The organism is Pseudomonas sp. HP_01 (assembly GCF_055284355.1).
Genome location: NZ_JBTOPV010000006.1, coordinates 84,718 through 108,718 on the forward strand (window position 1 = coordinate 84,718; position 24,001 = coordinate 108,718).

18 protein-coding genes are annotated in these 24,001 nt (G+C 62.1%); 6 read left to right on the top strand and 12 right to left on the bottom strand.

Annotation, left to right across the window (positions count from 1 at the left end):
* Positions 1-103 precede the first annotated feature (103 nt).
* Positions 104-1,189: a catalase family peroxidase gene (locus ACYAR8_RS05805; protein ID WP_463579332.1), complete on the top strand. Its 1,086-nt coding sequence runs from the start codon at positions 104-106 to the stop codon at positions 1,187-1,189.
* A complete protein-coding gene (locus ACYAR8_RS05810; RefSeq protein WP_463579333.1) occupies positions 1,186-1,731 on the top strand; it encodes a cytochrome b in 546 nt (181 codons plus the stop codon). Before ACYAR8_RS05805 ends, ACYAR8_RS05810 begins: the two co-directional genes overlap by 4 nt.
* Before the next feature lie 112 nt (positions 1,732-1,843).
* On the opposite strand, the gene ACYAR8_RS05815 is transcribed toward ACYAR8_RS05810, so the two are convergent.
* From ACYAR8_RS05815 to ACYAR8_RS05825, 3 genes are all read right to left on the bottom strand, one after another.
* Entirely contained in the window at positions 1,844-2,986 is a 1,143-nt protein-coding gene (locus ACYAR8_RS05815; protein WP_463579334.1) for a M14 family metallopeptidase, read from the bottom strand.
* A 157-nt stretch (positions 2,987-3,143) separates the two neighbouring features.
* Positions 3,144-3,683 carry a DUF4880 domain-containing protein gene (locus ACYAR8_RS05820; protein WP_463579335.1) on the bottom strand — a complete coding sequence of 180 codons (540 nt, stop codon included), beginning with the start codon at positions 3,681-3,683 and terminating at the stop codon, positions 3,144-3,146.
* 442 nt (positions 3,684-4,125) lie between these two features.
* Positions 4,126-4,593, bottom strand: a complete 468-nt coding sequence (locus ACYAR8_RS05825) for an Lrp/AsnC family transcriptional regulator (protein ID WP_074883228.1) — start codon at positions 4,591-4,593, stop codon at positions 4,126-4,128.
* 211 nt (positions 4,594-4,804) lie between these two features.
* On the opposite strand from ACYAR8_RS05825, the gene ACYAR8_RS05830 reads away from it, so the two are divergent.
* The gene (locus ACYAR8_RS05830; RefSeq protein ID WP_463579336.1) at positions 4,805-8,290 is read left to right on the top strand and encodes an indolepyruvate ferredoxin oxidoreductase family protein; all 3,486 of its coding nucleotides are present in this window, start codon (positions 4,805-4,807) and stop codon (positions 8,288-8,290) included.
* 315 nt (positions 8,291-8,605) lie between these two features.
* Here the strand turns inward: ACYAR8_RS05830 and ACYAR8_RS05835 are convergent, their stop codons facing one another.
* From ACYAR8_RS05835 to ACYAR8_RS05865, 7 genes are all read right to left on the bottom strand, one after another.
* A complete protein-coding gene (locus tag ACYAR8_RS05835; RefSeq protein ID WP_463579337.1) occupies positions 8,606-10,582 on the bottom strand; it encodes an acetyl/propionyl/methylcrotonyl-CoA carboxylase subunit alpha in 1,977 nt (658 codons plus the stop codon).
* The gene (locus ACYAR8_RS05840) at positions 10,582-11,433 is read right to left on the bottom strand and encodes a gamma-carboxygeranoyl-CoA hydratase (RefSeq protein ID WP_463579338.1); all 852 of its coding nucleotides are present in this window, start codon (positions 11,431-11,433) and stop codon (positions 10,582-10,584) included. The genes ACYAR8_RS05835 and ACYAR8_RS05840 overlap by 1 nt, the downstream gene beginning before the upstream one ends.
* A gap of 17 nt (positions 11,434-11,450) precedes the next feature.
* A complete protein-coding gene (locus tag ACYAR8_RS05845) occupies positions 11,451-13,058 on the bottom strand; it encodes a carboxyl transferase domain-containing protein (RefSeq protein WP_463579339.1) in 1,608 nt (535 codons plus the stop codon).
* Positions 13,059-13,074: 16 nt separating this feature from the next.
* The gene (locus ACYAR8_RS05850) at positions 13,075-14,238 is read right to left on the bottom strand and encodes an isovaleryl-CoA dehydrogenase (protein WP_463579340.1); all 1,164 of its coding nucleotides are present in this window, start codon (positions 14,236-14,238) and stop codon (positions 13,075-13,077) included.
* Between the two features lie 688 nt (positions 14,239-14,926).
* Complete coding sequence (locus ACYAR8_RS05855; RefSeq protein ID WP_463579341.1) at positions 14,927-15,826, bottom strand: hydroxymethylglutaryl-CoA lyase; 900 nt, start codon at positions 15,824-15,826, stop codon at positions 14,927-14,929.
* A gap of 54 nt (positions 15,827-15,880) precedes the next feature.
* Complete coding sequence (locus ACYAR8_RS05860) at positions 15,881-16,261, bottom strand: MerR family transcriptional regulator (RefSeq protein WP_108119323.1); 381 nt, start codon at positions 16,259-16,261, stop codon at positions 15,881-15,883.
* A 371-nt stretch (positions 16,262-16,632) separates the two neighbouring features.
* Complete coding sequence (locus ACYAR8_RS05865; RefSeq protein ID WP_074883252.1) at positions 16,633-17,580, bottom strand: LysR family transcriptional regulator; 948 nt, start codon at positions 17,578-17,580, stop codon at positions 16,633-16,635.
* Positions 17,581-17,736: 156 nt separating this feature from the next.
* On the opposite strand from ACYAR8_RS05865, the gene ACYAR8_RS05870 reads away from it, so the two are divergent.
* The gene (locus ACYAR8_RS05870; RefSeq protein WP_074883255.1) at positions 17,737-18,969 is read left to right on the top strand and encodes an acyl-CoA dehydrogenase; all 1,233 of its coding nucleotides are present in this window, start codon (positions 17,737-17,739) and stop codon (positions 18,967-18,969) included.
* 51 nt (positions 18,970-19,020) lie between these two features.
* On the opposite strand, the gene ACYAR8_RS05875 is transcribed toward ACYAR8_RS05870, so the two are convergent.
* Both ACYAR8_RS05875 and xthA read right to left on the bottom strand, forming a co-directional pair.
* Positions 19,021-20,367: a substrate-binding domain-containing protein gene (locus tag ACYAR8_RS05875; protein ID WP_463579342.1), complete on the bottom strand. Its 1,347-nt coding sequence runs from the start codon at positions 20,365-20,367 to the stop codon at positions 19,021-19,023.
* Positions 20,368-20,507: 140 nt separating this feature from the next.
* On the bottom strand, positions 20,508-21,320 hold the full coding sequence (gene xthA / locus ACYAR8_RS05880) for an exodeoxyribonuclease III (protein WP_108119321.1): 813 nt from the start codon (positions 21,318-21,320) through the stop codon (positions 20,508-20,510).
* A 222-nt stretch (positions 21,321-21,542) separates the two neighbouring features.
* Between xthA and ACYAR8_RS05885 the strand changes: the two genes are divergently transcribed.
* Positions 21,543-22,193, top strand: a complete 651-nt coding sequence (locus ACYAR8_RS05885; RefSeq protein ID WP_463579343.1) for a GNAT family N-acetyltransferase — start codon at positions 21,543-21,545, stop codon at positions 22,191-22,193.
* 66 nt (positions 22,194-22,259) lie between these two features.
* A complete protein-coding gene (locus ACYAR8_RS05890; RefSeq protein ID WP_463579344.1) occupies positions 22,260-23,990 on the top strand; it encodes an autotransporter assembly complex protein TamA in 1,731 nt (576 codons plus the stop codon).
* Positions 23,991-24,001: the final 11 nt, after the last annotated feature.

Below are 24,001 nucleotides of genomic sequence, written 5' to 3' on the forward strand. Positions count from 1 at the left end.
ACCGCTCCCCGCCCTGAACCTGACAAACCTCAAGCATCCGGCTATACACAAACGTGCCAAGCACGTTGCTGTTCCCAGAGGCTAGAAGCCCGGAGTGTTATCGATGATTGACCGCGAGCCACCGTATCCCCGTAAACCCCCGCTCAGTAATTCCGAAAAAATGGTGCGCCTGGCCGGCATTGGCCTGGTCGTACTGGTCGCCGCTGGCGCCTTCGCCTACGTCAATGGCAGCCTCGACCCACAGCGGCTGACGCCTGCCCGGGTGGTTGACGTGTTCGAACGCAACAACGGTGTGCATCCCGGCTATCGCCGTAATCACCCCAAAGGCATCTGCGTCGCCGGCTACTTCGAGAGCAACGGTGCTGCTGCCAGTTTGTCCAAAGCCGAAGTCTTCGCCAGCGGCCGCACACCGGTGATCGGTCGTCTGGCTGTGCCCACCGGCAATCCGTATTCCCCCGACAGCGCCGCGCCCCTGCGCAGTTTTGCCGTCCAGTTCACCCAGCCCAACGGTCAGCAATGGCGCACGGGCATGAACAGCATGCCGGTGTTTCCGGTCGGCACGCCCGAGGCCTTCATTGATCTGCAAATCGCGACCGGGCCTGACCCCAAGACCGGCAAGCCCGACCCTGCGAAACCCCCGGCGTTCTTTGCCGCGCACCCGGAAGCCCAGCCGTTTCTGGCCTGGGTCAAAACGGCCAAGCCTTCGGCCAGTTTCGTCACCGAGACCTACAACAGCGTCAACGCGTTCGTGCTGGTGGATGCCAACGGCAAGCGTCAACCCGTGCGCTGGAGTCTGGTGCCGGAAGCGAGCGATGCCGCACCTGCGCCCGACGCCAAGGACTATCTGGACAAGGACCTCACCGAAAGACTGGCCAGCGGTCCCCAGCGCTGGAAGTTGATTCTGACCCTGGCCAACCCCCAGGACCCGACCAACGACGCATCCAAAGCCTGGTCCGGTGAACACAAGACCGTGGATGCCGGGACGCTGGTGATCAACGCCGACAGCCCGCAACTGAATGGCGACTGCCGCGACATCAATTACGATCCGCTGATCCTGCCCAGTGGCATCGAGGGCTCGGATGACCCGTTGCTCGCCGCACGGTCAGCCGCCTATGCCGCGTCTTATAGGCGCCGCACCAGTGAAGTGGATCAGTTGAAAGCCGAGCCCGCCCAGGAGAAACAGCCATGAGTACGCCCGTCAAGCATTTCGCCCCGTTGGCGCGCCTGCTGCACTGGCTGATGGCGCTGATGGTCATCGCCATGCTGTTCATCGGCGCCGGCATGGTGGCCTCGGTGTCGGAGCGGCACGAGTGGCTGCTGAACCTGCACAAGCCCTTGGGCATTGCGATTCTGCTGCTGGTCATCGTCAGGATCATCGTGCGTGTCACCACTCGAACGCCGCCGCTACCGGCCGACTTGCCCGCCGTTCAGGCGCTCGCCGCCAAGCTGTCCCATTACGTGCTGTATGGGTTGATGCTGGCGATGCCGCTGATTGGCTGGGCGATGATTTCCGCCGCCGGAGATCCGGTCATGCTCGGCAGCTCAGTGCGGCTGCCCTCCATCGTCACGGCGAACCCGGACACCTTCGCGCTGCTGCGCAAGGCCCACGCCTACCTGGCGTACCTGTTCTTCCTGACGATTCTGGCGCATCTGGCCGCCGCGCTGTTTCACGGCTGGGTGAGGAGGGATGAAGTGCTGGACAGCATGCTGCGGGGGAAATCGCGGGGTTGATCTTGCAGTGATTGCCTGCTGTGAATAAGGCAGACGACATCGCCAGTGGGCTTAACCCCGCTGGCGATGTTGTTTCCGGGCTCCGGTCAGCGTATCCGAATCAGGCTGCGATTCAGCGCAAGACGGAAACCATCTGCCCCAGGGTGGTCAGCACATCGCGGGCCAGCTGTTTCGAGCGCTGGCCCGACCAGCCGGTGACGACATCGGGGGCGTCATCGTTGTCCTTGAACGGCATTTCCAGGGTCAGCGACAGACACTTGTAACGCTCACCGACGCTGTTGCACGCCAGGTTCATGTTGGCCTGGCCCGGCGCCGACAGCGGATAGCCGTATTTGCTTTGAAAGTCCCGGGTCAAGCCGCTCAGCCGCGCGCGGAAATCCGCTTCCAGTTGCGCCTGCTTGTCGGTGTACCCGGGATTGCCTTCGCAGGCGGCGGTGAAGACGTAGGGGATTTCCTCATCGCCGTGGACGTCGAGGAACATGTCCACGCCGTATTTTTCCATCTGCTCTTTGACGAAGAACACTTCCGGGCTGAGCTCGGGTGTCGTGTCCTGCCAGGCACGGTTGAGGTCCTTGCCTTGAGCGTTGGTGCGCAGATGGCCGTGAAACGAGCCGTCCGGGTTCATGTGCGGCACCAGATACAGGTCTGCCGAGGCCAGCAAGGCCTGCAGCTCGGGGTCGTCTTCCTGAAGCCGTTCAATGACGCCTTCCATGAACCACTCGGCCATGTGCTCGCCGGGGTGCTGTTGCGCGATGATCCAGATGTTGCGTTTGCCCGCAGCGCCGTCGCCCTTGCGCAGCAGCGGAATGTCCCGGCCCTCGACGCTCTTGCCGGTGGCCAGCAGCTCGGTGCCGGCCTTGTTCAGCGCCTCATCCACCAGCCAGTCGTGGCGCTCGCGGCTGTAGGGTTCGAAGTAGGCGAACCACACCTGGGATTCGCTTGCCGTCAGCTCGAAGTTCAACGCCTTGCCATCGAACTGGCTCGGCACGCGGAACCAGGTTTTCTGATCGTAGGAGGCTACTGCGTTGTAGCCGGTCCAGGCACGGTTGTAGCTCGACTGGCCCGCGTTGGTCAGGCTGAAGCCGTGGGTCTCGCCGATCTGCAGGCCGTCGACCTTGAAGTGGAACCACTGGAAATGCGCGCTGCGGGTGTCGGGGCGAATCGCCAGTTGCACCGCTTTCGGGTTGCTGGCATCCAGAACGACGATGTTGCCGCTGTCGAAATCGGCGGAGATATTAAGGGCGGTTTGAGTCACGGGAGCGTCCTGATTGCATGATCTGCCATTACGAGGCCATCGGGAGGCAATCCAGGCCGGGCCTGATCGCCCCACTGGGCTGTTATGACAATTACTTTACACGCATCAGGTTGAACGACAGCGACAGAATAGTTCGCCAAAGAGTCAGGGTGAGGACTCAGCTGTAAGCCTCGGCGGTGACCAGCAGGCCGCACATCAGCATCGTCACCAGCACCCAGCCGAAATAGACACGGGGTTTGCGTCGATGCCAGCCGCTGGCGCCCAGAATTTCGGCCGGACCCTGCAACGTGCGCCAGAACTGCTCGCTGTTCTGAAACGCCGCCAGGTGCCGGGGATCGGCGTCGAGCCAGTGACGGAACTCGATGCGCTGACTGGCGGTGGCCTGGGGGCTTTGCAGGTGCACGTACCAGCGCAGGGCCTGAAGCAAAATGGCTCGGGCAGGGTCATGTTCGGCGGATTCGCTGACGCAACGTTCAAGCGCTGCGGTCATGCAGCGCTCGACGGTGGCAGCGTCCACGTCAAGCAACTGGGCGATATCGGTGTAGGAAAAATCGTCGAGGCGGCTCAGCAGAAAGACCTGCAGAACTCTGCGCGGCAGCCGCTGCAGACGGCGTCGGTACAGGTCGGTTTCGGCGCTCGCGCCCAGGGCGGGCGACACGGGAGAGTTGGTTATCAACGAGTCGAGGAGCTGCGTCATTGCGTCTTGCTCACTGTTTGAATAGCGGCGGTCGCGGAAAACAACGTCGTGAATTCGGAATCTTTTACTGAATGTGTCAGTTTTTGACAGCAGCATCGGCCCATCGCTCGCTCCATTTGCTATGATGCGCGCCATCGAAAGACAGATCACTGTCGAATCCTCTTCATTAGCCTGAAGACGCAGCACCCGACCGAACCCAGACCCGAAAAGGGCATAAAAAAAAAGACCCGGCTATAAGCCGGGTCAAAAACCGTGATTAGCCTGATGAGGAGATAATCCGGAAGCCGACCTAAGGCTTCTGGGTTACCAACCAGTCTCGCGACCGGTTGCGCTCAATAATAATCATTCCCATTTGAGAGTCAATCCTTTTTTCGCGCCCCTGTGAAAAGAGTTTTGCCCGTGGGCGGATTTTGTCTTCGCCTCTGAGCCACCCATCGGCAGCCTAGTCAATCGGCAATTCTGTCGTGCGCTTCACCACACTCATCGCGATATTCGAATGCGCCTCCTGCACATGGGGGCTTTGCAGCAGGTGGTCGCGCAGAAAACGCTCGTAGCTGGCGATGTCCTGCACCACCACCTTGAGCAGGAAATCCATGTCGCCGGCCATGGTGTAGCACTCCAGGACTTCGCGAAATCCGGTGATCGCTTCCTCGAACTCCGTCAGGTACTTGCGCCCGTGTCCGGACAGCTTGACGTCGACGAACACGGTCATGGTCAGCCCTAGCTTGGCCGGGTTGAGCAGGGCGACCTTGCGCTCGATAACGCCTTCTTCTTCCAGACGATTGATGCGCCGCCAGCAGGGCGATTGCGAGAGTTCGACGCGCTCGGCGATCTCGGCGGCGGAGAGATCGGCGTCGTGCTGCAACAGACGAAGGATCTTGCGATCGATGGGGCTGAGCTTGACCTGCATGAATTGACCCTTTTTTATTCTTGAACGGGAACGGCCATGCACGATATGAGCAGATTCGCGCCGATTTAGGAAGAAAAAGCCTGTGCCGGGCAGGCAGTATTTTGTCTGTGACCGTCGGGCTGAACCGTCCTGACGGCGAGGCGCCGGCAAGGCTGCAAACGCCGCTGGCGCCGCATTCAAAACGCACTAATAAAAACAAAGGAGTGCCTGAATGTCCCTGGCTGATATTCGTCTGGACGATAAGTACCGACTCGCAACCGGCAATCTGTACCTGACCGGAACCCAGGCGCTGACCCGCCTGCCGATGCTGCAGAAGCAGCGCGACGAAGCCCGCGGGCTCAACACAGCCGGGTTCATCTCGGGCTATCGCGGCTCGCCATTGGGGAATCTCGACAAGAGCCTCTGGGACGCCAAGGATTATCTCCAGCAGAACGCCATTCATTTCCAGCCCGGCGTCAACGAAGAGCTCGCCGCGACGGCGGTCTGGGGCAGTCAGCAAGTCAACCTGTTCCCCCACGGCAAATACGACGGCGTCTTCGCCCTCTGGTACGGCAAGGGTCCGGGCGTTGACCGCTGCGGCGACGTGTTCAAGCACGGCAACTCCGCCGGCGTCGCCGAAAATGGCGGCGTACTGATCCTCGCTGGCGACGACCATGGCTGCAAATCTTCGACCATCGCGCACCAGAGCGAGCACGCCTTCATCGCTTCGATGATCCCGGTACTAAATCCGAGCAACGTCCAGGAAATCCTCGATTACGGCATCATCGGCTGGGAGCTTTCGCGCTACAGCGGGTGCTGGGTGGCAATGAAAACCATCGCCGAAAACGTCGATTCCTCGGCCGTGGTCGAGGTCGATCCGCTGCGCATCCAGACGCATATCCCGGAAGACTTCCAGATTCCCGAAGGCGGCCTGCACATTCGCTGGCCCGATCCGCCCCTGGCTCAGGAAGCCCGGCTTAATACCTACAAAATCTACGCCGCCCGCGCATTCGCCCGGGCCAACAATCTCAACAAAGTGGTGATCGATTCGCCACAGCCGCGCCTGGGCATCATCACCACCGGCAAGTCGTACCTCGACGTGCGTCAGGCCCTGGAAGAGCTGGGCATCGACGAAGACCTGTGCGCTTCGGTGGGCATTCGTGTGCTCAAGGTCGGCATGAGCTGGCCGCTGGAGCCGGTGTCGGTGCATGGCTTTGCTGAGGGATTGGACGAAATCCTCGTGGTTGAGGAAAAACGCAGCGTGATCGAGGATCAGCTCACCGGTCAGCTGTACAACTGGCCGGTGGATCAGCGCCCTCGCGTCGTCGGTGAATTCGATGAAGAGGGCCGTTCGCTGTTGCCCAATCTGGCTGAACTGACGCCGGCGATGATCGCCCGGGTCATCGCCAAACGCCTTGCGCCGATCTACAGCAGTCCGAAAATCGAGGCACGCCTGCAGTTTCTGGCCGACAAGGAAAAAGCCCTTGCTGCGCCGTTGTTCAGCACCCTGCGCACACCGCATTTCTGCTCGGGCTGCCCGCACAACACCTCGACCCGCGTACCGGAAGGCAGTCGCGCCCTGGCCGGCATCGGCTGTCATTACATGACCATCTGGATGGACCGGGAAACCGAGACCTTCACCCAAATGGGCGGCGAAGGCGTGACCTGGATTGGCCAGGCGCCTTTCACCGAAACGCCCCACGTGTTCCAGAACCTCGGCGACGGCACGTACTTCCACTCCGGGCACCTGGCGCTTCGGGCGGCGGTCGCCTCCAAGGTCAACATCACCTACAAGATTCTCTACAACGACGCCGTCGCCATGACGGGCGGCCAGCCCATCGACGGCGTCCTGCGCGTCGATCAGCTCAGCCGGCAGGTGTTCAACGAAGGCGTTCAGCGCATTGCGCTGGTCTCCGATGAGCCGGAGAAATACCCGAGCCGCGAGCAGTTTGCGCCGATCACCACCTTCCACCACCGCAGCGACCTTGACGCCGTGCAGCGCGAGCTGCGTGAGTTCAAAGGCGTGTCGGTGATCATCTACGACCAGACCTGCGCCACTGAAAAACGCCGTCGCCGCAAGCGCGGCACGATGGTTGATCTGGACAAGCGCGCCATCATCAACCCGGCCGTGTGCGAAGGCTGCGGCGATTGCGGCGTCAAGTCGGGTTGCCTGTCGGTGCTGCCGAAAGAAACCCCTGAAGGGCGCAAGCGCGAGATCGACCAGAGCGCGTGCAACAAGGACTTCAGTTGCGTCGAGGGCTTCTGCCCGAGTTTCGTGACCGTGCATGGCGGCAAGCTGCGCAAGCCGCAGTTGCCCAAGCAGGCCCAGGCGTTCGCTGAACTGCCGCAGCCGACGCTGCCGAGCCTCGCCCAGCCGTACAACATTCTGCTGCCGGGTGTGGGCGGCACGGGCGTGACCACCGTCGGTGCAATGCTCGGTTACGCCGCCAACCTGGAAGGCAAGGGCTGCAGCGTGCTCGACCAGGCCGGTCTGGCGCAGAAGTTTGGGCCAGTGGTCAGTCACATTCGTATCGCCGCGCGGCAGGAAGATCTGTTCGCCGTGCGGATTGCCGCCGGTGAGGCGCATCTGCTGCTGGGTTGTGACCTGTTGGTGGCGTCAGGCCCCGATGCCATCGCCAAGCTCAACAGCGCGAAGACCCATGCGGTGATCAACAGCCAGCAGACGCCGACCGCTGAATTCACCCGCAATCCCGACGCCGAGTTCCCGGCCGAAGCGATGATGCAAACCATCCGCGAAGCCGTCGGCGCTGAAAAAACCCACTTTGTGCAGGCGACGGATCTGGCGACCAAACTGATGGGCGACAGCATTGCCAGCAACCTCTTCATGCTGGGTTATGCCTTTCAGTTGGGGCTGATTCCGTTGACTTCTGCGGCCATCGAAAAAGCCATCGAGCTTAACGGGGTGGCGGTCAATCTGAATCAGCAGGCGTTCCTGTGGGGGCGTCGTGCGGCGTTTGACCTGCCGGCGGTGCAAGCGGCGGCCAATCCGCAGAGCCAGCCCACGCCGGACCCTGAACACCTGACCCTGGAAGAGCGCGTCACGCGCAACGTCCACGGCTTGATCGCCTATCAGAATGGCGCGTTGAGCGAGCGTTACCTGACGCTGGTGAATCGTGTGCGGGATGCCGAAGCGCGGCTGTTCCCGGGCCAGCCACCGGCGTTGACCGAGGCGGTGGCGTTCAACTACTTCAAGCTCCTGGCCTACAAGGACGAGTACGAAGTGGCGCGGCTGTACAGCAATGGCGACTTCACCCGTCAGTTGGAAGCGCAGTTCGAAGGCGATTACCGCATCGAGTTTCACCTGGCACCGTCCTGGCTGGCCAAGCGTGATCCGAAGAGTGGAGTGCCGCGCAAACGCAGTTTCGGGCCGTGGATGCTGAAGGCGTTTGATGTCCTGGCGCGATTCAAATTCCTGCGCGGCACGGTGCTCGACCCGTTCGGCCGCAGCGTCGAGCGTCGGCAGGAACGCGAGTTGATCGACGCTTACGTGGGCGACATCGAGTTGATCCTCGGCCACCTGAGTGCCAGCAACCGGCATACCGTCTTGAACCTGGCGCGGCTACCGGAACGCATTCGCGGTTATGGTCACGTCAAGGAAAGCGCGATGAAAGCGGCGGCACTGCAGGCGGCGCGGATGCGCCAGAGTCTGGTCAGTGGCGAGGTGGAAGTGCTGAAGTTGTATGAAGTAGCGGCGTAAAAACCAGGAGGAGGTCGTTCAGGCCTCCTCATTTCACTGGCTGCACGCGATATCTTGGTAGGACCGGCTTCAGCCGGGAAGAGGCCCGTGTTAACACCCCTAGGTTTGCGGTGTGACCACTGACGCTTTCCCGGCTAAAGCCGGTCCCACACGTCGAGTTCACTCCGATCTCACTGACTGCACGAGATGCTTCTAGTGGGACCGGCTTCAGCCGGGAAGAGGCCCGTGTTAACACCCTCAATCTAGCGGTGTCATGACCGACGTCTTCCCGGCTAAAGCCGGTCCCACATTAGATTGCAGCCAGCCAGCAGTCGATCATTCGGCCTGTACCATAGCTTCCAGCTCCACCAGCACCACCCCTTCCTTGACCATCTCGCCTTCGGCGCAATACAGCGCTGCAACGGTGCCGGCGGTGTTCGCGCGGATGCTGTGTTCCATTTTCATGGCTTCCAGCACCACCAGCGGTGTGCCGACTTGCACCTGTTCGCCCACGCTGACCAACACTCGAACGATGCTGCCGTTCATGGGGGCGGTGAGGCCGCCTTGATGGCCGTGGCTCGAATCCACCTCAGCAATCGGGTCAACCGCGCGGACCGCGTGCACGTCGCCCTGCCAGCGCAGGTACAAAGTGTCGGCCCGACGGATCGCAATCGTCTGCCGGCGCACGCCGTCCTGTTCGATCAGCAAATGCTCGCCGTTCAGCCGAACGCCCTGCCGGGAGTCACTCGGCAGCACAATGCTTCGAGACTCTGCGCCACACGCCAGGCGCAACGTCACTTCGCAAGGGCCGCCGAGGCGCAGGCCAGAGCGGGTCGACCAGGGCGAATGGGCATCGTCCGTTCTGGCCGTCACCGGTGCAGTGCTCAGGTAAGCCTGGGCCGCCAACTGCCAGAAGTCCGCCGTCAAACCCTCGGCCGCTGGCAGCAGTTCATCCTGATAGCGAGGGATAAAACCTGTGTCCAGCTCGGCGTCGGCGAAGGCCGGGTGGGCGATGATGCGACGCAAGAACGCGAGGTTGGTGCGCAAACCGCCGATGGCAAATTCATCCAGCATCGCCAGCAGCCGCAAGCGCGCTTCTTCACGGGTCTGGCCCCAGGCGATCAGTTTGCCGAGCATCGGGTCGTAGAACGGCGAAACTTCGTCACCTTCCGCGACGCCGCTGTCAACGCGGCGTCCCGGCCCCGCAGACGATTCGCGATACAGCGCCAGCGTCCCGGTGGCGGGCAGAAAGTCGTTGGCCGGATCTTCCGCATACAGCCGCACCTCAATCGCATGGCCGTTCAGCGGCACTTCGGCTTGGGTGATCGGCAGCGGCTCGCCCTGGGCCACGCGAATCTGCCAGGCCACCAGGTCCAGCCCGGTAATTGCCTCGGTCACCGGGTGCTCGACCTGCAAGCGCGTGTTCATTTCCATGAAAAAGAACTCGCCTCGCGCGTCCAGCAGAAACTCCACCGTCCCCGCGCCGACGTAGCCGATCGCCTGGGCCGCACGCACGGCCGCTTCGCCCATGGCCTGACGCATCTGTGGGGTCAGGCCCGGCGCCGGGGCTTCTTCGACGACCTTCTGGTGACGGCGCTGAATCGAGCAGTCGCGCTCGTTGAGGTACAAGCAGTGGCCGTGCTGGTCGGCAAACACCTGAATCTCCACATGGCGCGGCTTGAGCACGTACTTTTCGACAAGCATGCGCGAATCGCCGAACGACGACTGAGCCTCACGTTGCGCCGACGCCAGTGCTTCGGCCAGGTCCTCGTCGCGCTCGACCACCTTCATGCCCTTGCCGCCACCGCCGGCGGTGGCCTTGAGTAGCACCGGGTAGCCGATACGGGCGGACGCTTCGCGGAAGGTCGCGGCGTCCTGGGCATCACCGTGATAGCCGGGCACCAACGGCACGCCAGCGGTTTCCATCAGCGATTTGGCGGCCGATTTGCTGCCCATGGCGTCAATGGCCGAGGCGGGCGGGCCGAGGAAAATCAGGCCGGCCTGTTCCACCGCGCGGGCAAAGCCTGCGTTTTCCGAGAGAAAACCGTAACCGGGGTGAATGGCCTGGGCGCCACTGGCCTTGGCAGCCTCTATCAGCTTGTCGATTTGCAGATAGCTTTCGCTGGCCTTGCTGCCCCCGAGATTCACTGCGATGTCGGCCTCGCGGACGTGCCGCGCGTTGCTGTCGGTGGCGCTGTGCACGGCGACGGTGGTCAGACCCATGGCCTTGGCCGTGCGCATGACCCGGCAAGCGATTTCGCCGCGGTTGGCAATCAGCACCGAATTCAGCGGTGGTGTGTGCGGAACGCTCATCAGTGCGACTCTCCTTGTGGGGCACGCAGGGCTTGTAGTGTTTGAGATAGCGTTCCGGGCTCGCCGCGCCAGGCAGGTTCGCGCTTCTGCAGAAACGCGCGCAGACCTTCCTGGCCTTCGGCGCTGACGCGGATGCGGGCAATGGCGTTCTCGCAATAGCGGCGCAGGGCAGGGGTCAGCTCACCGTCGGCGACTTCGCGCAGCAGGTCTTTGCTGACGCGCATGGCCTGGGGGCTGTTGAGCAGCAGGTTGGCGATCCAGTGTTCCAGGTGCTGCTCCAGCTCGGCGGCCGGGTAACACTCGGCCAGCAGGCCGATTTCCCGCGCCCGGTTGCCGTCGAAACGTTCAGCGGTCAACGCATAGCGTCGCGCGTGACGTTCGCCGATGGCTTGCACCACGAACGGGCTGATCACTGCCGGGGCGAGGCCGATCTTCACTTCCGACAGACAGAACTGCGCGTCTTCAGCGCCGATGGCCATGTCGCAGCAACTGATCAGGCCCAGTGCGCCGCCATAGGCCGCGCCTTGCACCACGGCCAAGGTCGGCGCCTTGAACTTGGCGAGGTTGTACATCAACTCGCCCAGCTCGCGGGCGTCGCCCAGGTTGGTGTTGTAGTCGAGGTTGGCCGACTCCTGCATCCAGGCCAGGTCGGCACCGGCGCTGAAGTGTCGGCCGCGTCCGCGCAACAGCAGAAAGCGAAGGCTGTCGTCCTTCTGCAGCTGATCCAGAGCAATGATCAGCTCGCGAATCATCTGCGCGTTGAAGGCGTTGTTTTTCTCCGGCCGATTGAGCCAGAGCGTGGCGAACCCACGAGGGTCGAGGACGATGTCGAGGGTGGCGAAATCATTCATGGGGCGATTCTCTCGGGTCACATCCGGAACACGCCGAAGCGGGTCGGTTCGATGGCGGCGTTGAGCGAGGCGCTGATGGCCAGGCCGAGAATGTCGCGGGTCTGGGCGGGGTCGATGACACCGTCGTCCCACAATCGGGCGCTGGAATACCAGGGGTGGCCCTGATGCTCGTACTGATCGAGGATCGGCTGGCGCAACGCGGCTTCTTCCTCGGCGCTGAAGGTCTGGCCGCTGCGTTCGGCCTGTTCGCGCTTGACCTGCACCAGCACGCCGGCGGCCTGTTCGCCGCCCATGACGCCAATGCGCGCGTTGGGCCACATCCACAGAAAGCGCGGGTCGTAGGCGCGGCCACACATGCCGTAGTTGCCCGCGCCAAAGCTGCCGCCAATGATCACCGTGAATTTCGGTACGTTCGCACAGGCCACGGCAGTCACCAGCTTGGCGCCGTGCTTGGCGATGCCGCCGGCCTCGTACTTCTGGCCGACCATGAAGCCGGTGATGTTTTGCAGGAACAACAGCGGAATGCCGCGCTGGCAGGCCAGTTCGATGAAGTGCGCGCCTTTTTGCGCGGCTTCGGCGAAGAGGATGCCGTTGTTGGCGAGGATAGCGATCGGGTAGCCATGCAGATGGGCGAAGCCGCACACCAGCGTGGTGCCGAACAGCGCCTTGAATTCATCGAACACCGAACCGTCCACCAGCCGCGCGATGACTTCGCGCACATCGAACGGCTGCTTGGCGTCCGCCGGGATCACGCCGTACAGCTCGTCATCGCCATACAAAGGCGCCTGGGGCGGGCGGGTCTGCAACTGGCCGAGCTTGCGCCAGTTCAGGTTGGCCACGCAGCGCCGTGCCAGCGCCAGTGCGTGATCATCGCTATCGGCGTAGTGATCGGCGACCCCGGAAACCCTGCAGTGCACATCGGCCCCGCCAAGGTCTTCGGCGCTGACCAATTCGCCCGTGGCGGCTTTCACCAACGGCGGCCCGGCGAGAAAGATGGTCGCTTGTTCGCGGACCATGATGGTTTCGTCGGCCATGGCCGGCACGTAGGCGCCGCCGGCGGTGCAGGAGCCCATGACCACCGCGATCTGCGCAATGCCCTCGGCGCTCATGTTGGCCTGATTGAAGAAGATCCTGCCGAAGTGCTCGCGGTCCGGGAACACTTCATCCTGACGGGGCAGGTTGGCGCCGCCGGAATCCACCAGGTAGATGCACGGCAGGCGGTTTTGCTGGGCGATGGTCTGGGCGCGCAGGTGTTTTTTCACGGTGAGCGGGTAGTAGGTGCCGCCTTTCACCGTCGCATCGTTGGCGATGATCATGCATTCGACGCCTTCGACCCGGCCAATGCCCGCAATGAGCCCTGCGGCCGGGACGTCTTCACCGTACACGTCATGGGCGGCGAGCTGGCTGAGTTCGAGGAAAGGCGAACCCAGGTCCAGCAGGCGATTGATTCGCTCCCGCGGCAGCAGCTTGCCCCGGGAGGTGTGGCGTTCCTGCGCCTTGGCACCGCCACCGCGCTGGACGTGGTCGAGCAGGCCGTGCAGCGCGTCAAGTTGCTTGCGCATGGCCTCGCTGTTGGTGGCGAATTCCGGCGAGCGCGGGTTGATCAGGGTGTGCAGAGTGGTCATGGAGCCTCCGGCGCTGTCAGCGGGTTTCGTTGAACAGCTCGCGCCCGATCAGCATCCGGCGAATCTCGCTGGTGCCGGCGCCGATCTCGTAGAGCTTGGCGTCCCGCAGCAGTCGCCCGGCCGGGAATTCGTTGATGTAGCCGTTGCCGCCAAGGATCTGGATGGTGTCCAGGCCGAACTGGGTCGCCCGTTCGGCGGTGTAGAGGATCACCCCGGCGGCGTCCTTGCGCGTGGTCTCGCCGCGCTCGCAGGCCTGGGCCACGGCATACAGATAGGCACGGCTGGCGTTGAGCTGGGTGTACATGTCGGCAACCTTGCCCTGGATCAGCTGGAACTCGCCGATGCTCTGGCCGAACTGTTTGCGGTCGTGAATGTACGGCAGCACCACATCCATGCACGCCTGCATGATCCCGACCGGCCCGCCCGAGAGCACGACGCGTTCGTAATCCAGGCCGCTCATCAGCACCTTCACGCCACCGTTGAGCGCACCGAGCAGGTTTTCTTCCGGCACTTCGACGTCATCGAAGAACAGCTCGCAGGTATTGGAGCCGCGCATGCCGAGCTTGTCGAACTTGTTGCCGCGAGAGAAGCCGTGCCAGTCGCGCTCGACGATGAACGCGCTGATGCCGTGGGCCCCTTTTTCCAGGTCGGTCTTGGCGTAGATCACGTAAGTATTGGCGTCAGGCCCGTTGGTGATCCAGGTCTTGCTGCCGTTGAGGACGAAGCGGTCGCCGCGGCGGTCGGCGCGCAGCTTCATCGAGACCACGTCGGAACCGGCATTGGGTTCGCTCATGGCCAGGGCGCCCACGTGCTCGCCGCTGATCAGTTTGGGCAGGTAGCGTGCCTTCTGTTCGGCCGTGCCGTTGCGGTTGATCTGGTTGACGCAGAGATTCGAATGGGCGCCGTAGGACAGCGCCGCAGAAGCAGAGCCCCGGCTGATCTCTTCCATGGCGATCACGTGGGCGAGGTAGCCGAGGCCCGCGCCGCCATATTCCTCATCCACGGTAATGCCCAGCAGGCCCATGTCGCCGAACTTGCGCCACATGTCGGCGGGGAAGAGGTTGTCCTTGTCGATCTGTGCAGCGCGCGGAGCCAGCTCGGCAGCAACGAAGGCGCGCACCTGGTCGCGCAGCATGTCGAGGGTTTCGCCGAGGCCGAAATTAAGCGTGGGGTAATTCATGGACTGCATCCCGTATTGTTATTGGAGGGCTGTCAGGGGTAAAAATGTGTGTCACCTTTACGTTAACGTAAGCCTGCGGTCGTGGTGATGTCAACGGGAACAACGCGTAGGGCAGGGAGTTACGGAAGGGGGAGAGGTTTACAAATGCCGGATAGCACGAAGGGGAGCCTGGGCTCCCCTTCAAGTTCGATTGCATGCTCGTTTTTATTGTTAGGTGGCCTGTTGTTGTTTTTGGCGACCAGCCTTTTTTGCTTTTTTGAGCGACCCCCAAACGGGGCCAAGAGCAAACGTATTTTTTTGAGCGCTGATCCGCTTCGATCTTTCGATCCGACTGGTCTGGTAGCTGCCTGAACGCAGTTTTATTGTTCTCAGTCCGGTCATGAGGCCAAGGCCTCAAGTAGAGCGATCCACTCCAAAAAAATCAGTTAGCTGCGTCTCTGTCCGTGTTGTTCTTGTTATGTCAGAGCCGATACGTCTTGTTTTTATTGGGTTATTGCATTTGTTATTTTTGTTGTGCGTAAGAGATAGCAGAAGCCATGCCAACTTTTCAAAATTCCCGGATTCCGGGGCTTTGCGGGTTTCACCCGCGTGGATTCAGGGCTGAATCTGTCGCCAGGTGTTTCCGTGTTACCCGTTTCCCTTAACGCGATGGTGGGCAGGGTAACACTGTGTGACAACTTGTCGCACATCAGGCCGACAGACGTGCCTTCGCCACCCGTGAGCCGTTTGCCCGACCGAGGATGTCGCTGATGCGCTGACCGGCTGCGATCAGTTTGTCCAGGTCGATGCCGGTGTCGATGCCGAGGCCGTTCAGCAGGTAAACCACGTCCTCACTGGCCACGTTGCCCGTCGCGCCTTTGGCGTAGGGGCATCCGCCGAGGCCAGCCACGGAGCTGTCGAACACCTGAATACCTTCCAGCAGGCTGGCATAGATGTTTGCCAGCGCCTGGCCATAGGTGTCGTGGAAATGCCCGGCCAGTTTGCCGCGCGGGATCTGCCCGGCCACCACGTCGAACAGGGTGCGGGTGGCGCCCGGCGTGCCGGTGCCGATGGTGTCGCCCAAGGAAACCTCGTAGCAGCCCATGGCATACAGCTCGTTGGCGACTGCCGCCACTTGCCTCGGCGCAATGTCACCTTCATAGGGGCAACCCAGCACGCAGGACACATAGCCGCGAACGCTGATGCCGCGCAGGCGTGCGGCTTCCATGATTGGCAGGAACCGGTCCAGGCTCTCGCTGATCGAGCAGTTGATGTTGCGCTGGGAGAACGACTCCGAGGCGGCAGCGAACACGGCGATTTCCTTCACGCCGGCGGCCAGCGCGTCCTCGAACCCGCGCAGGTTGGGCGCCAGCGCGGCGTAGGTCACGCCGTCCTTGCGCTGAATGCCGGTGAACAGTTCAGCGGAGCCGGCCATCTGCGGCACCCATTTCGGCGAAACGAAACTGCCCGCTTCGATGTAGCTGACGCCGGCGTCGGCGAGGTCATGCACCAATTGCAGTTTGTCGCTGACGCTGACGGGGCGGGATTCGTTCTGCAGGCCATCCCGGGGGCCGACTTCGACCAGACGCACACGTTGAGGGAGAGACATAGCGGCATCGTTCCTGAAAGATTTGGCTTTAGGTTGTTGTTCTATGGGACTGAATCAGCTGGATATTTCCAGTGCTGCCTTGCAGCGTTCTTCGGCTGTGTCGAGCTCCAGCTGCATCTGCTGGATGTCCAGGAGCTGCTGATCCAGCTGGGCGCGACGCTCGGCGATCTTCTCCAGCATGGTGCTCAGTTGCTTGTGGTTGCCGCCGGCGGGGTCGTACAGACCGATAAGATCGCGGCACTCGGCGAGGGAGAAGCCGATGCGCTTGCCGCGCAGAATCAGCTTGAGGGTGACTTTGTCACGGGCCGAATAAACACGCTCCAGCCCGCGCCGTTCGGGGGTGAGCATGCCTTGCTCTTCGTAGAAGCGGATGGTCCGGGTAGTGATGTCCAGCTCGCGGGCGAGGTCGGAAATGCTGTACGTGGTGGCGGTCATGGCAGTGCTCGATACGGAAGGCCTGGGCGTAACGTAAGTGGGGCTTTACGTTAACGTCAAGTGGCGTTATCAAGCACTGGACAGCTTTTGCCAATCGCAGGACCGCGTTTTGAATGTAGGACCGGCTTCAGCCGGGAAAGGGCCAGCAGCCACACCGCACAATTGATGGTGTCCACAGGGGCCTCATCCCGGCTGAAGCCGGTCCTACAAAAGCCGCGTCTGCAGCCACGCATCAAAACTGATGGTGTTCAGACCAGCCTCTTCCCGGCTAAAGCCGGTCCCACTAAAAGCCCGCGTGCAACCGATGGCGATGGATGGAGCATCAAATCGCAGGACCGCATGCACCCGAGGTACTGGCTGGAACACAAGACCTACTTCACCGCTGCTTCAAGGGTCTTGCCCAACTTGCGTTCCTGCGCCGTCACCAACTGGCAAAGTTCGATGATCTGCTCACGCATCCAGCGGTTCGCCGGGTCCTGATCGGTGCTTTCGTGCCAGTAAAGATGGGTTTCCACGGTTGGCACGTCGTTCACCGGCAAGTACACGAAATGCAGGTCGTTGCGGCGGGCGAAGCGCTCGGGAACGGTCATCACCATGTCGGTCTGCTGCAGCACTTGCGAGGCCATCAGGTAATGCTGCGAACGCAACGCGACCTTGCGCTGGATCCCCATTTTCCCCAGCGCGAGATCCACATAGCCCAAGCCGCTGCGCCGACTGGATATGTGAATGTGCGCAACGCCGAGGTAGTCATCCAGGCTGATGGCCTCCTTGTTTGCCAGCGGGTGGCCGCGGCGCATGGCGCACACGTAGCGGTCTTCCATCAGCTTGACGTGGCGCACCTGGGGATCAGTATTGAGCGGCGCGTCGACGGCGAAATCCAGGCGGCCCGCCGCGAGTTCCTTGGTGGTCTCCCGGCGCTTGGACAGAAAGCTTTCGATGGTCACGGTGGGCGCCAGACGCCGCAACCGCTGAAACAGCGCCGGCAGAATCACCGCTTCGGTGAGGTCGGTCATGCTGATGCGGTAATTCTTGTTGGCCTGCAGCGGATTGAAAATCCTGCTCTCCTGCACAGACACCCGCAGCAGCGACAGGGCGTTGCGCACCGGGCCGATGATGTTCTGCGCCATCGGCGTGGGCACCATGCCCTGAGCGGTGCGCACGAACAGCGGATCGTTGAAGGTTTCGCGCAGGCGTGCAAGGGCGTTGGACACGGCAGGCTGGGTGATGCCGACGATCTGACCGGCGCGGGTCAGATTGGCTTCGGTGTAGATGGCGTCAAACACAATAAAGAGATTGAGATCGACCTTGCTCAGGTTCATTGCTGTGCGCCTCGTGCAGTTCTTGTTGTTTGGAATGCGCCGAATCATATATCGGTTATGAATGTTTATACACGCCGAGAATAGGTTAGATAAATGGGGGGCGCTGTTCTAGCATCGGATCACGACCTGATAACACCTCACAGAAGGCAGCAGCCCATGGATTTCGCTTACTCCCCCAAGGTTCAGGAACTGCGCGAGCGCGTGACTGCCTTCATGGACACCTACGTGTACCCGGCAGAGCCGGTGTTCGAGCGCCAGGTGGCCGAAGGCGACCGCTGGCAACCGACGGCGATCATGGAGGAGCTCAAGGCGAAGGCAAAGGCCGAGGGGCTGTGGAACCTCTTCCTCCCGGAATCCGAACGCGGGGCAGGGCTGTCGAACCTCGAATACGCGCCGCTGGCGGAAATCATGGGTCGCTCGCTGCTGGGCCCGGAGCCCTTCAACTGTTCCGCGCCGGACACCGGCAACATGGAAGTGCTGGTGCGCTACGCCAGTGAAGCGCAGAAGGAACAGTGGCTGGAACCCTTGCTGCGCGGCGAGATTCGCTCGGCCTTCGCCATGACCGAACCCGATGTCGCCTCTTCGGATGCCACCAACATGGCCGCGACAGCGGTGCGCGATGGCGATGAGTGGGTCATCAATGGCCGCAAATGGTGGACCTCCGGCGCCTGTGACCCGCGCTGCAAGATCATGGTCTTCATGGGCCTGAGCAACCCGGACGGCCCCCGTCACCAGCAGCATTCGATGATTCTGGTGCCGACTGACGCGGCCGGCGTGAAAATCGTACGACCGCTGCCGGTGTTCGGCTACGACGATGCGCCCCACGGTCATGCCGAAGTGCTGTTCGAGAACGTGCGCGTGCCGTACGAAAACGTGCTGTTGGGTGAAGGACGCGGCTTCGAGATTGCCCAGGGACGCCTTGGCCCAGGCAGGATTCACCACTGCATGCGCTCGGTCGGCATGGCGGAGCGCGCGCTGGAATTGATGTGCAAACGCTCCGTGCAGCGCACCGCGTTTGGCCGGCCTTTGGCACGACTGGGCGGCAACATCGACAAGATTGCCGACTCGCGCATGGAAATCGACATGGCCCGCCTGTTGACCCTGAAGGCCGCTTACATGATGGACACCGTGGGCAACAAGGTGGCGAGAAGCGAGATCGCGCAGATCAAAGTGGTCGCGCCGAACGTCGCCCTGCGGGTGATCGACAGGGCGATCCAGATGCACGGCGGCGCGGGAGTGTCCGGCGATTTCCCGCTGGCCTACATGTACGCCATGCAGCGCACCCTGCGCCTGGCCGACGGGCCGGACGAAGTCCATCGCGCGGCGATTGGCAAGTTCGAGATTGGCAAGTACGTGCCGAAGGAAATGATGCGCAGCGAACATCGGTGACCGACCACGACGTCGCCGGTAAGCCGTGCATTGCTGGAGGGCTGAACCGCCTCATTCCACCCACACCTCGACCCGGCGGTTTTTGATCCGGCCTTCATCGCCATCATTGGCCGCCACGGGCATTTCGTCGCCAAACCCGCGCACGTCACGCAGTACCACCTGATGTTTCAGCAATTCCCGGCGTACCGCCATGGCGCGCAGTTTGGACAGCAATTGCGCCCGCGCCGGGTCGCTCTTGGCATCGCCAAATCCTACCAGCGTGACCTTCTTATCCAGTTTGTCATGGGCCTTCAGGTACTCGACCACGCGCTTGAGATCGACCATCGCCTTGGTGTCGAGGGTCGCGCTGCCTTGGGCGAAACGGAAATTCACCGACAGCCGCTCCGCCTCACGGGCCAGATCCTGGTACGCCAGTGGCATCTGCGTCGTCGTCCGCACTTTCACCGCCTGAACCGTCTGCGCCACGAACCCGTTCTGCGCCACGATGGACTGGCCCTGTGGACTCTGGGCGAATCGCACCAGCGCCTTGGCCCAGCGCTGCCTCGACTCGGGAGGGAGGTAAAAATACAGGCGGCGTGACAGCGGGTAATCTTCGGTGGCGATCAGACTGACCGTGGGCAGCATCGGTTTGGAATCTCCATCGATGATCGCCACGGCCTTGGCCTGCCGGACGTAGGGCAGGCCGATAAAACCGATGCCCTGGCGGTCCTGGCTGACCTGATCGGACAGCTCTTCGCTGGACTCGAACCGCCTGGCCTCCTTTGACAAGGTTTTCCCGGACTTGGCCAGCACCAGCTCGTTGAAGGTGTCGAAGGTGCCGGACTGCTGATCCCGCGCATATAAATGAATGGTCCCGGCAGTACCGCCCAGTTGCTCCCAGTCGCGGACCTCTCCGGAAAAGATCTTCGCCAGTTGCACCGTGCTCAGCTCCCGCAGCGGGTTGCCGGGGTGAAGGATCACTGCCACGCCGTCGATGGCGATGACCTGCTCGGCCTCATGACTGCGCAGGTCACCCAAGGCCGCCAGTTCGGTGGCTTCGGTCTTTTTGATGGGGCGGGAGGAGGCCGCTACATCCGCCACGCCTTCCTTTAAAGCCACGAACCCGGTGCTCGATCCGTGGGCCGCGATGTCGATGCTGACGTTCTGGCCCGAGGGCACCTGGGCGGTCATACGCAGCTCGTTGGGGTGCGCGCCGGGTTGTTCCTGAATCGACAGTGCGCCTTGCTGCATCAGCAAGCCTCTGACCAAGGCTGGCCCCAGCTGTGCGCCAATCGTATTCGAGCCCTGAATGCGCAAGGCCGGCGAGCCGTCAGTGGGCGCGGGCAGGGCAGCCGCGTTCGCGGATGTGGCCACCGCGAGCACTGAAGACAGCAGTAGGTAAACGAGGGTGCGCAGCATGTGCGGCATCTTTATAGGAGGTGAGGTGGCCGGAGAGTAAGACAGGCCGATGACGGCCAGATGACAGATCGCGGGTTTGTGCGCGTGGGAGGAGCAAGCCGCAGGCAGGGCGCCGTGCGGCTCATCATTCAATGGATCGGTTATTCCAGCTCAAGCCAGATCGGCGCGTGGTCGGAAGGCTTGTCCATCGACCGCAAATGGTAATCCACGCCCGCTGCCTTGATGCGCGGTTGCAGGCCGTGGGACGCGAGGATCAGGTCGATGCGCAGGCCACGCTTGGGCTCGTCTTCAAAGCCACGACTGCGGTAGTCGAACCAGCTGAACTGATCGACCACTTCCGGGTACAGATGGCGGAAGCTGTCCACCAGGCCCCAGTTCTTGAGTTTGCCGAGCCACTCGCGCTCTTCCGGGAGAAAGCTGCACTTGCCGGTTTTCAGCCAGCGCTTGGCGTTGTCGGCGCCAATGCCGATGTCGCTGTCCTCCGGGGAAATATTGACGTCACCCATCACCACCAGCGGCTGGTCATTACTGAATTTCGTTTCCAGCAGATTCTGCAGGTCCGCGTAGAAGCGCAGCTTGGCCGGGAATTTGGTCGGGTGATCGCGGCTCTCGCCCTGTGGGAAATAGCCATTCATGACCGTCACCGGATTGCCGTTGCGATCGGCGAAGGTGCCCCAGATGAAACGGCGCTGGGCGTCTTCATCGTCGTTGTCGAAGCCCTTGTGAATCGACAGCGGCGGCTGACGCGAGAGCAGGGCAACGCCGTAGTGACCTTTCTGGCCGTGGAAGTGCACGTGGTAACCCAGCGCTTCGATATCGGCCTGGGGAAACTGCTCGTCGGAGACCTTGGTTTCCTGCAGGCCAATGACGTCGGGCTGATGCTTCTCGATCAACGCCGCCAGTTGATGGGGTCGGGCGCGAAGGCCGTTGATATTAAAAGACACAAGTTTCATGGGCGGCGGTCCTGGCAAAAACAAACGGCGATGCTAGCCGACCTGTCCGGCGACGGCCAGCGTCAGAGGCGCTCTGTGAGACAGCGGTTGGGCTGCGCGCATTTGGAGTCGGCGGCCAAGTCGTGGGAACTGCGCTGGCGGGCGGCGACTCGAAGCCTTGAAGACCACCACCCAGAGCGCACCCGAGGGGCCGCCCCGGGGCTCATCAAAAGGACGAACACCATGCCTGAACTGCCTAGCGAAACGGCGCAGATCCGTCAGCTCGACAGCGGCTACTCCCGCGAAACCCGCTCGCTGCTGTACCTCGCCTACCGTCAGGAGCCGAGTTTCGCGTACCTGTTCGAATCCGGCCGCTCCGGCTACGAGCACCGGGTCAAGGCGACCATCCGTGCGCTGGTCAAACAGCACTTTCTTCAGGACTTGCCGGCGTTGGGGCTGTTCATGGCGGACCGTCTGGTCGGCGTTGCGCTGATTGCACCTCCCCAGCGGCGGCTGGGCATTACCGAAAGCTGGGCCTGGCGGATTCGCATGTTGATAAGCACCGGCCTGCGCGGGACCCAGCGCTACCTGGAGTATTACCATGACGTGCTGGCCTGTGCGCCGTCGGAAGCGGTTCATGTGCTTCCGCTGCTCGGCGTCCATCCTGATTTTCAGGGCCAGCATTATGGTGAGCAGTTGCTTCTGGCGTTGCATGACTGGTGCGGTCAGGATAAAAACTCGGAAGGCATCGTCCTCGACACGGGAAATGGCCATTATCTGGATTTCTACAATCGACACGGTTATCAAGAAATCGGCGAAGTGGAAGTAGGACCCGTCCGAGAACGCATATTTTTCCGCCCAAACCCCCAGGTTTCATTGGGCTCTGTGGCTTGAGCTACGCAAGCTTCCCAATTTGAGCGGGTTTCAGCAGCCCGCGTCGCTCGTGTAGCATTCGCGCCTATGAAGTTTCCCCATCGATACACCAGTGGCTTTCTCCTGATGTTGTCCAGCTGCACGGCGTTTGCCGATGCGCAGTTGGAAGTCCGGATCAAGCCGTCCAATGCCGCGCTCAAATCCAACATCGAAGGGTATGTGGGAAGCCTCGGCGAGCGCGACGAGCCGGCGCTCGAACGCTTCAGCGTGGGGGCCGTCGAGCAGGCGCAAAAGGCCGCTCAGGCCCTTGGGTACTATCAGGCGCAGATTGACAGCGAAGTCCGCCACATCGACAACAACCTGCAACTGCTGCTGAAGGTCAAGGCCGGCGAGCCTGTGCACCTGCGCAATGTGTCCATTCGTGTGACCGGGCAGGCGGCCCAGCTCAGACGCTTTCGGGTGCCGATGGGTGACGCCCTGAAACCCGGCGCAGTGCTCAATCATGGCGTCTATGAGGACGCCAAGCACCTCATCGAAACCCAGGCCGCCCGCTACGGCTTCTTCAATGGCCGGTTCGTGACCCAGCGCCTGTCCGTTGATCCGCGCGCCGGTGTCGCCGACATCGAACTGGTCTACGACAGCGGGCCGCGCTTCTCCCTTGGCAAAGTGACCTTCAGCGGCGACGCGCCATTCGATGAAGACCTGCTGCGGCGCATGGTGCCGTTCAAACAGGACACGCCCTACGACTCCGAACTGATCGCCGAGCTCAACCAGGCCATGCAGTCGAGCGGCTATTTCGAAGGCGTGCGGGTCAATGCATCGCCCACCGACGCCCAGGCCCAGGTCATTCCGGTCGACGTGCAGTTGCAGACCCGAAAACCGCGGACCATGGGGCTGGGCGTCGGCTATTCGACCGACGTCGGCCCGCGGGTAAAAGCCAACTGGACGCGGCACTGGGTCAATCCCCAAGGCCACAGTTATGGCGCTGAAGCCGAGATCTCCGCCCCTCGGCAAAACGTCGGCCTGTTCTACGACATCCCGCTGGACCCGCCGCTGACCGACAAACTGCGCTTCGCCGGCGGCTATCAATACGAAGAAATCGCCGACACCGACAGCCTCAGCAAACTGCTGACCGTCGGGCCCGAATGGCACAGCAAACTGCCCAGCGGCTGGGAGCGGGTGATTTCGTTGAAATGGCAGCGCGAAGAATACCGGCTGGGCAACGACGCAGGCCTCAGCACCTTGCTCATGCCCGGCGTCAGCTATTCGTACCTGCGCAGCGATAACCGCATCGACCCGCACAATGGCTACCGTCTGCAGTTCGACACCCAGGTCGCCAAGGAAGGACTGGGCTCGGACGCCAACCTCGTGCACGGCACGGTGATGCTCAAAGGGCTGACCACCGTGGCGCAGAATCACCGTTTCCTTGGGCGGGTGCAGGTCGGTGGCAGTGCCACCAACGGCTACAAATCGATCCCGCCATCCCTGCGCTTTTTCGCCGGTGGCGACCAGAGTGTGCGCGGGTATGACTATCAATCGCTGTCTCCGGAAAACTCCGAAGGCGACAAGATCGGCGGCCGTTACATGATCGCCGGCAGCGCCGAGTACCAATACTCCATCGCCGAAAAATGGCGCGTGGCCGCGTTTGTCGATCAGGGCAACTCGTTCAATTCGCTGGACTTGCCCAGCCTGAAGACCGGCGTCGGCATTGGCGTGCGCTGGGTATCGCCGGTCGGGCCGCTGCGCCTTGACCTCGCCCACGCACTGGATGAAGACGGCGGCATTCGTCTGCACTTCTCGATGGGACCTGAACTGTGACGAATGTGGCT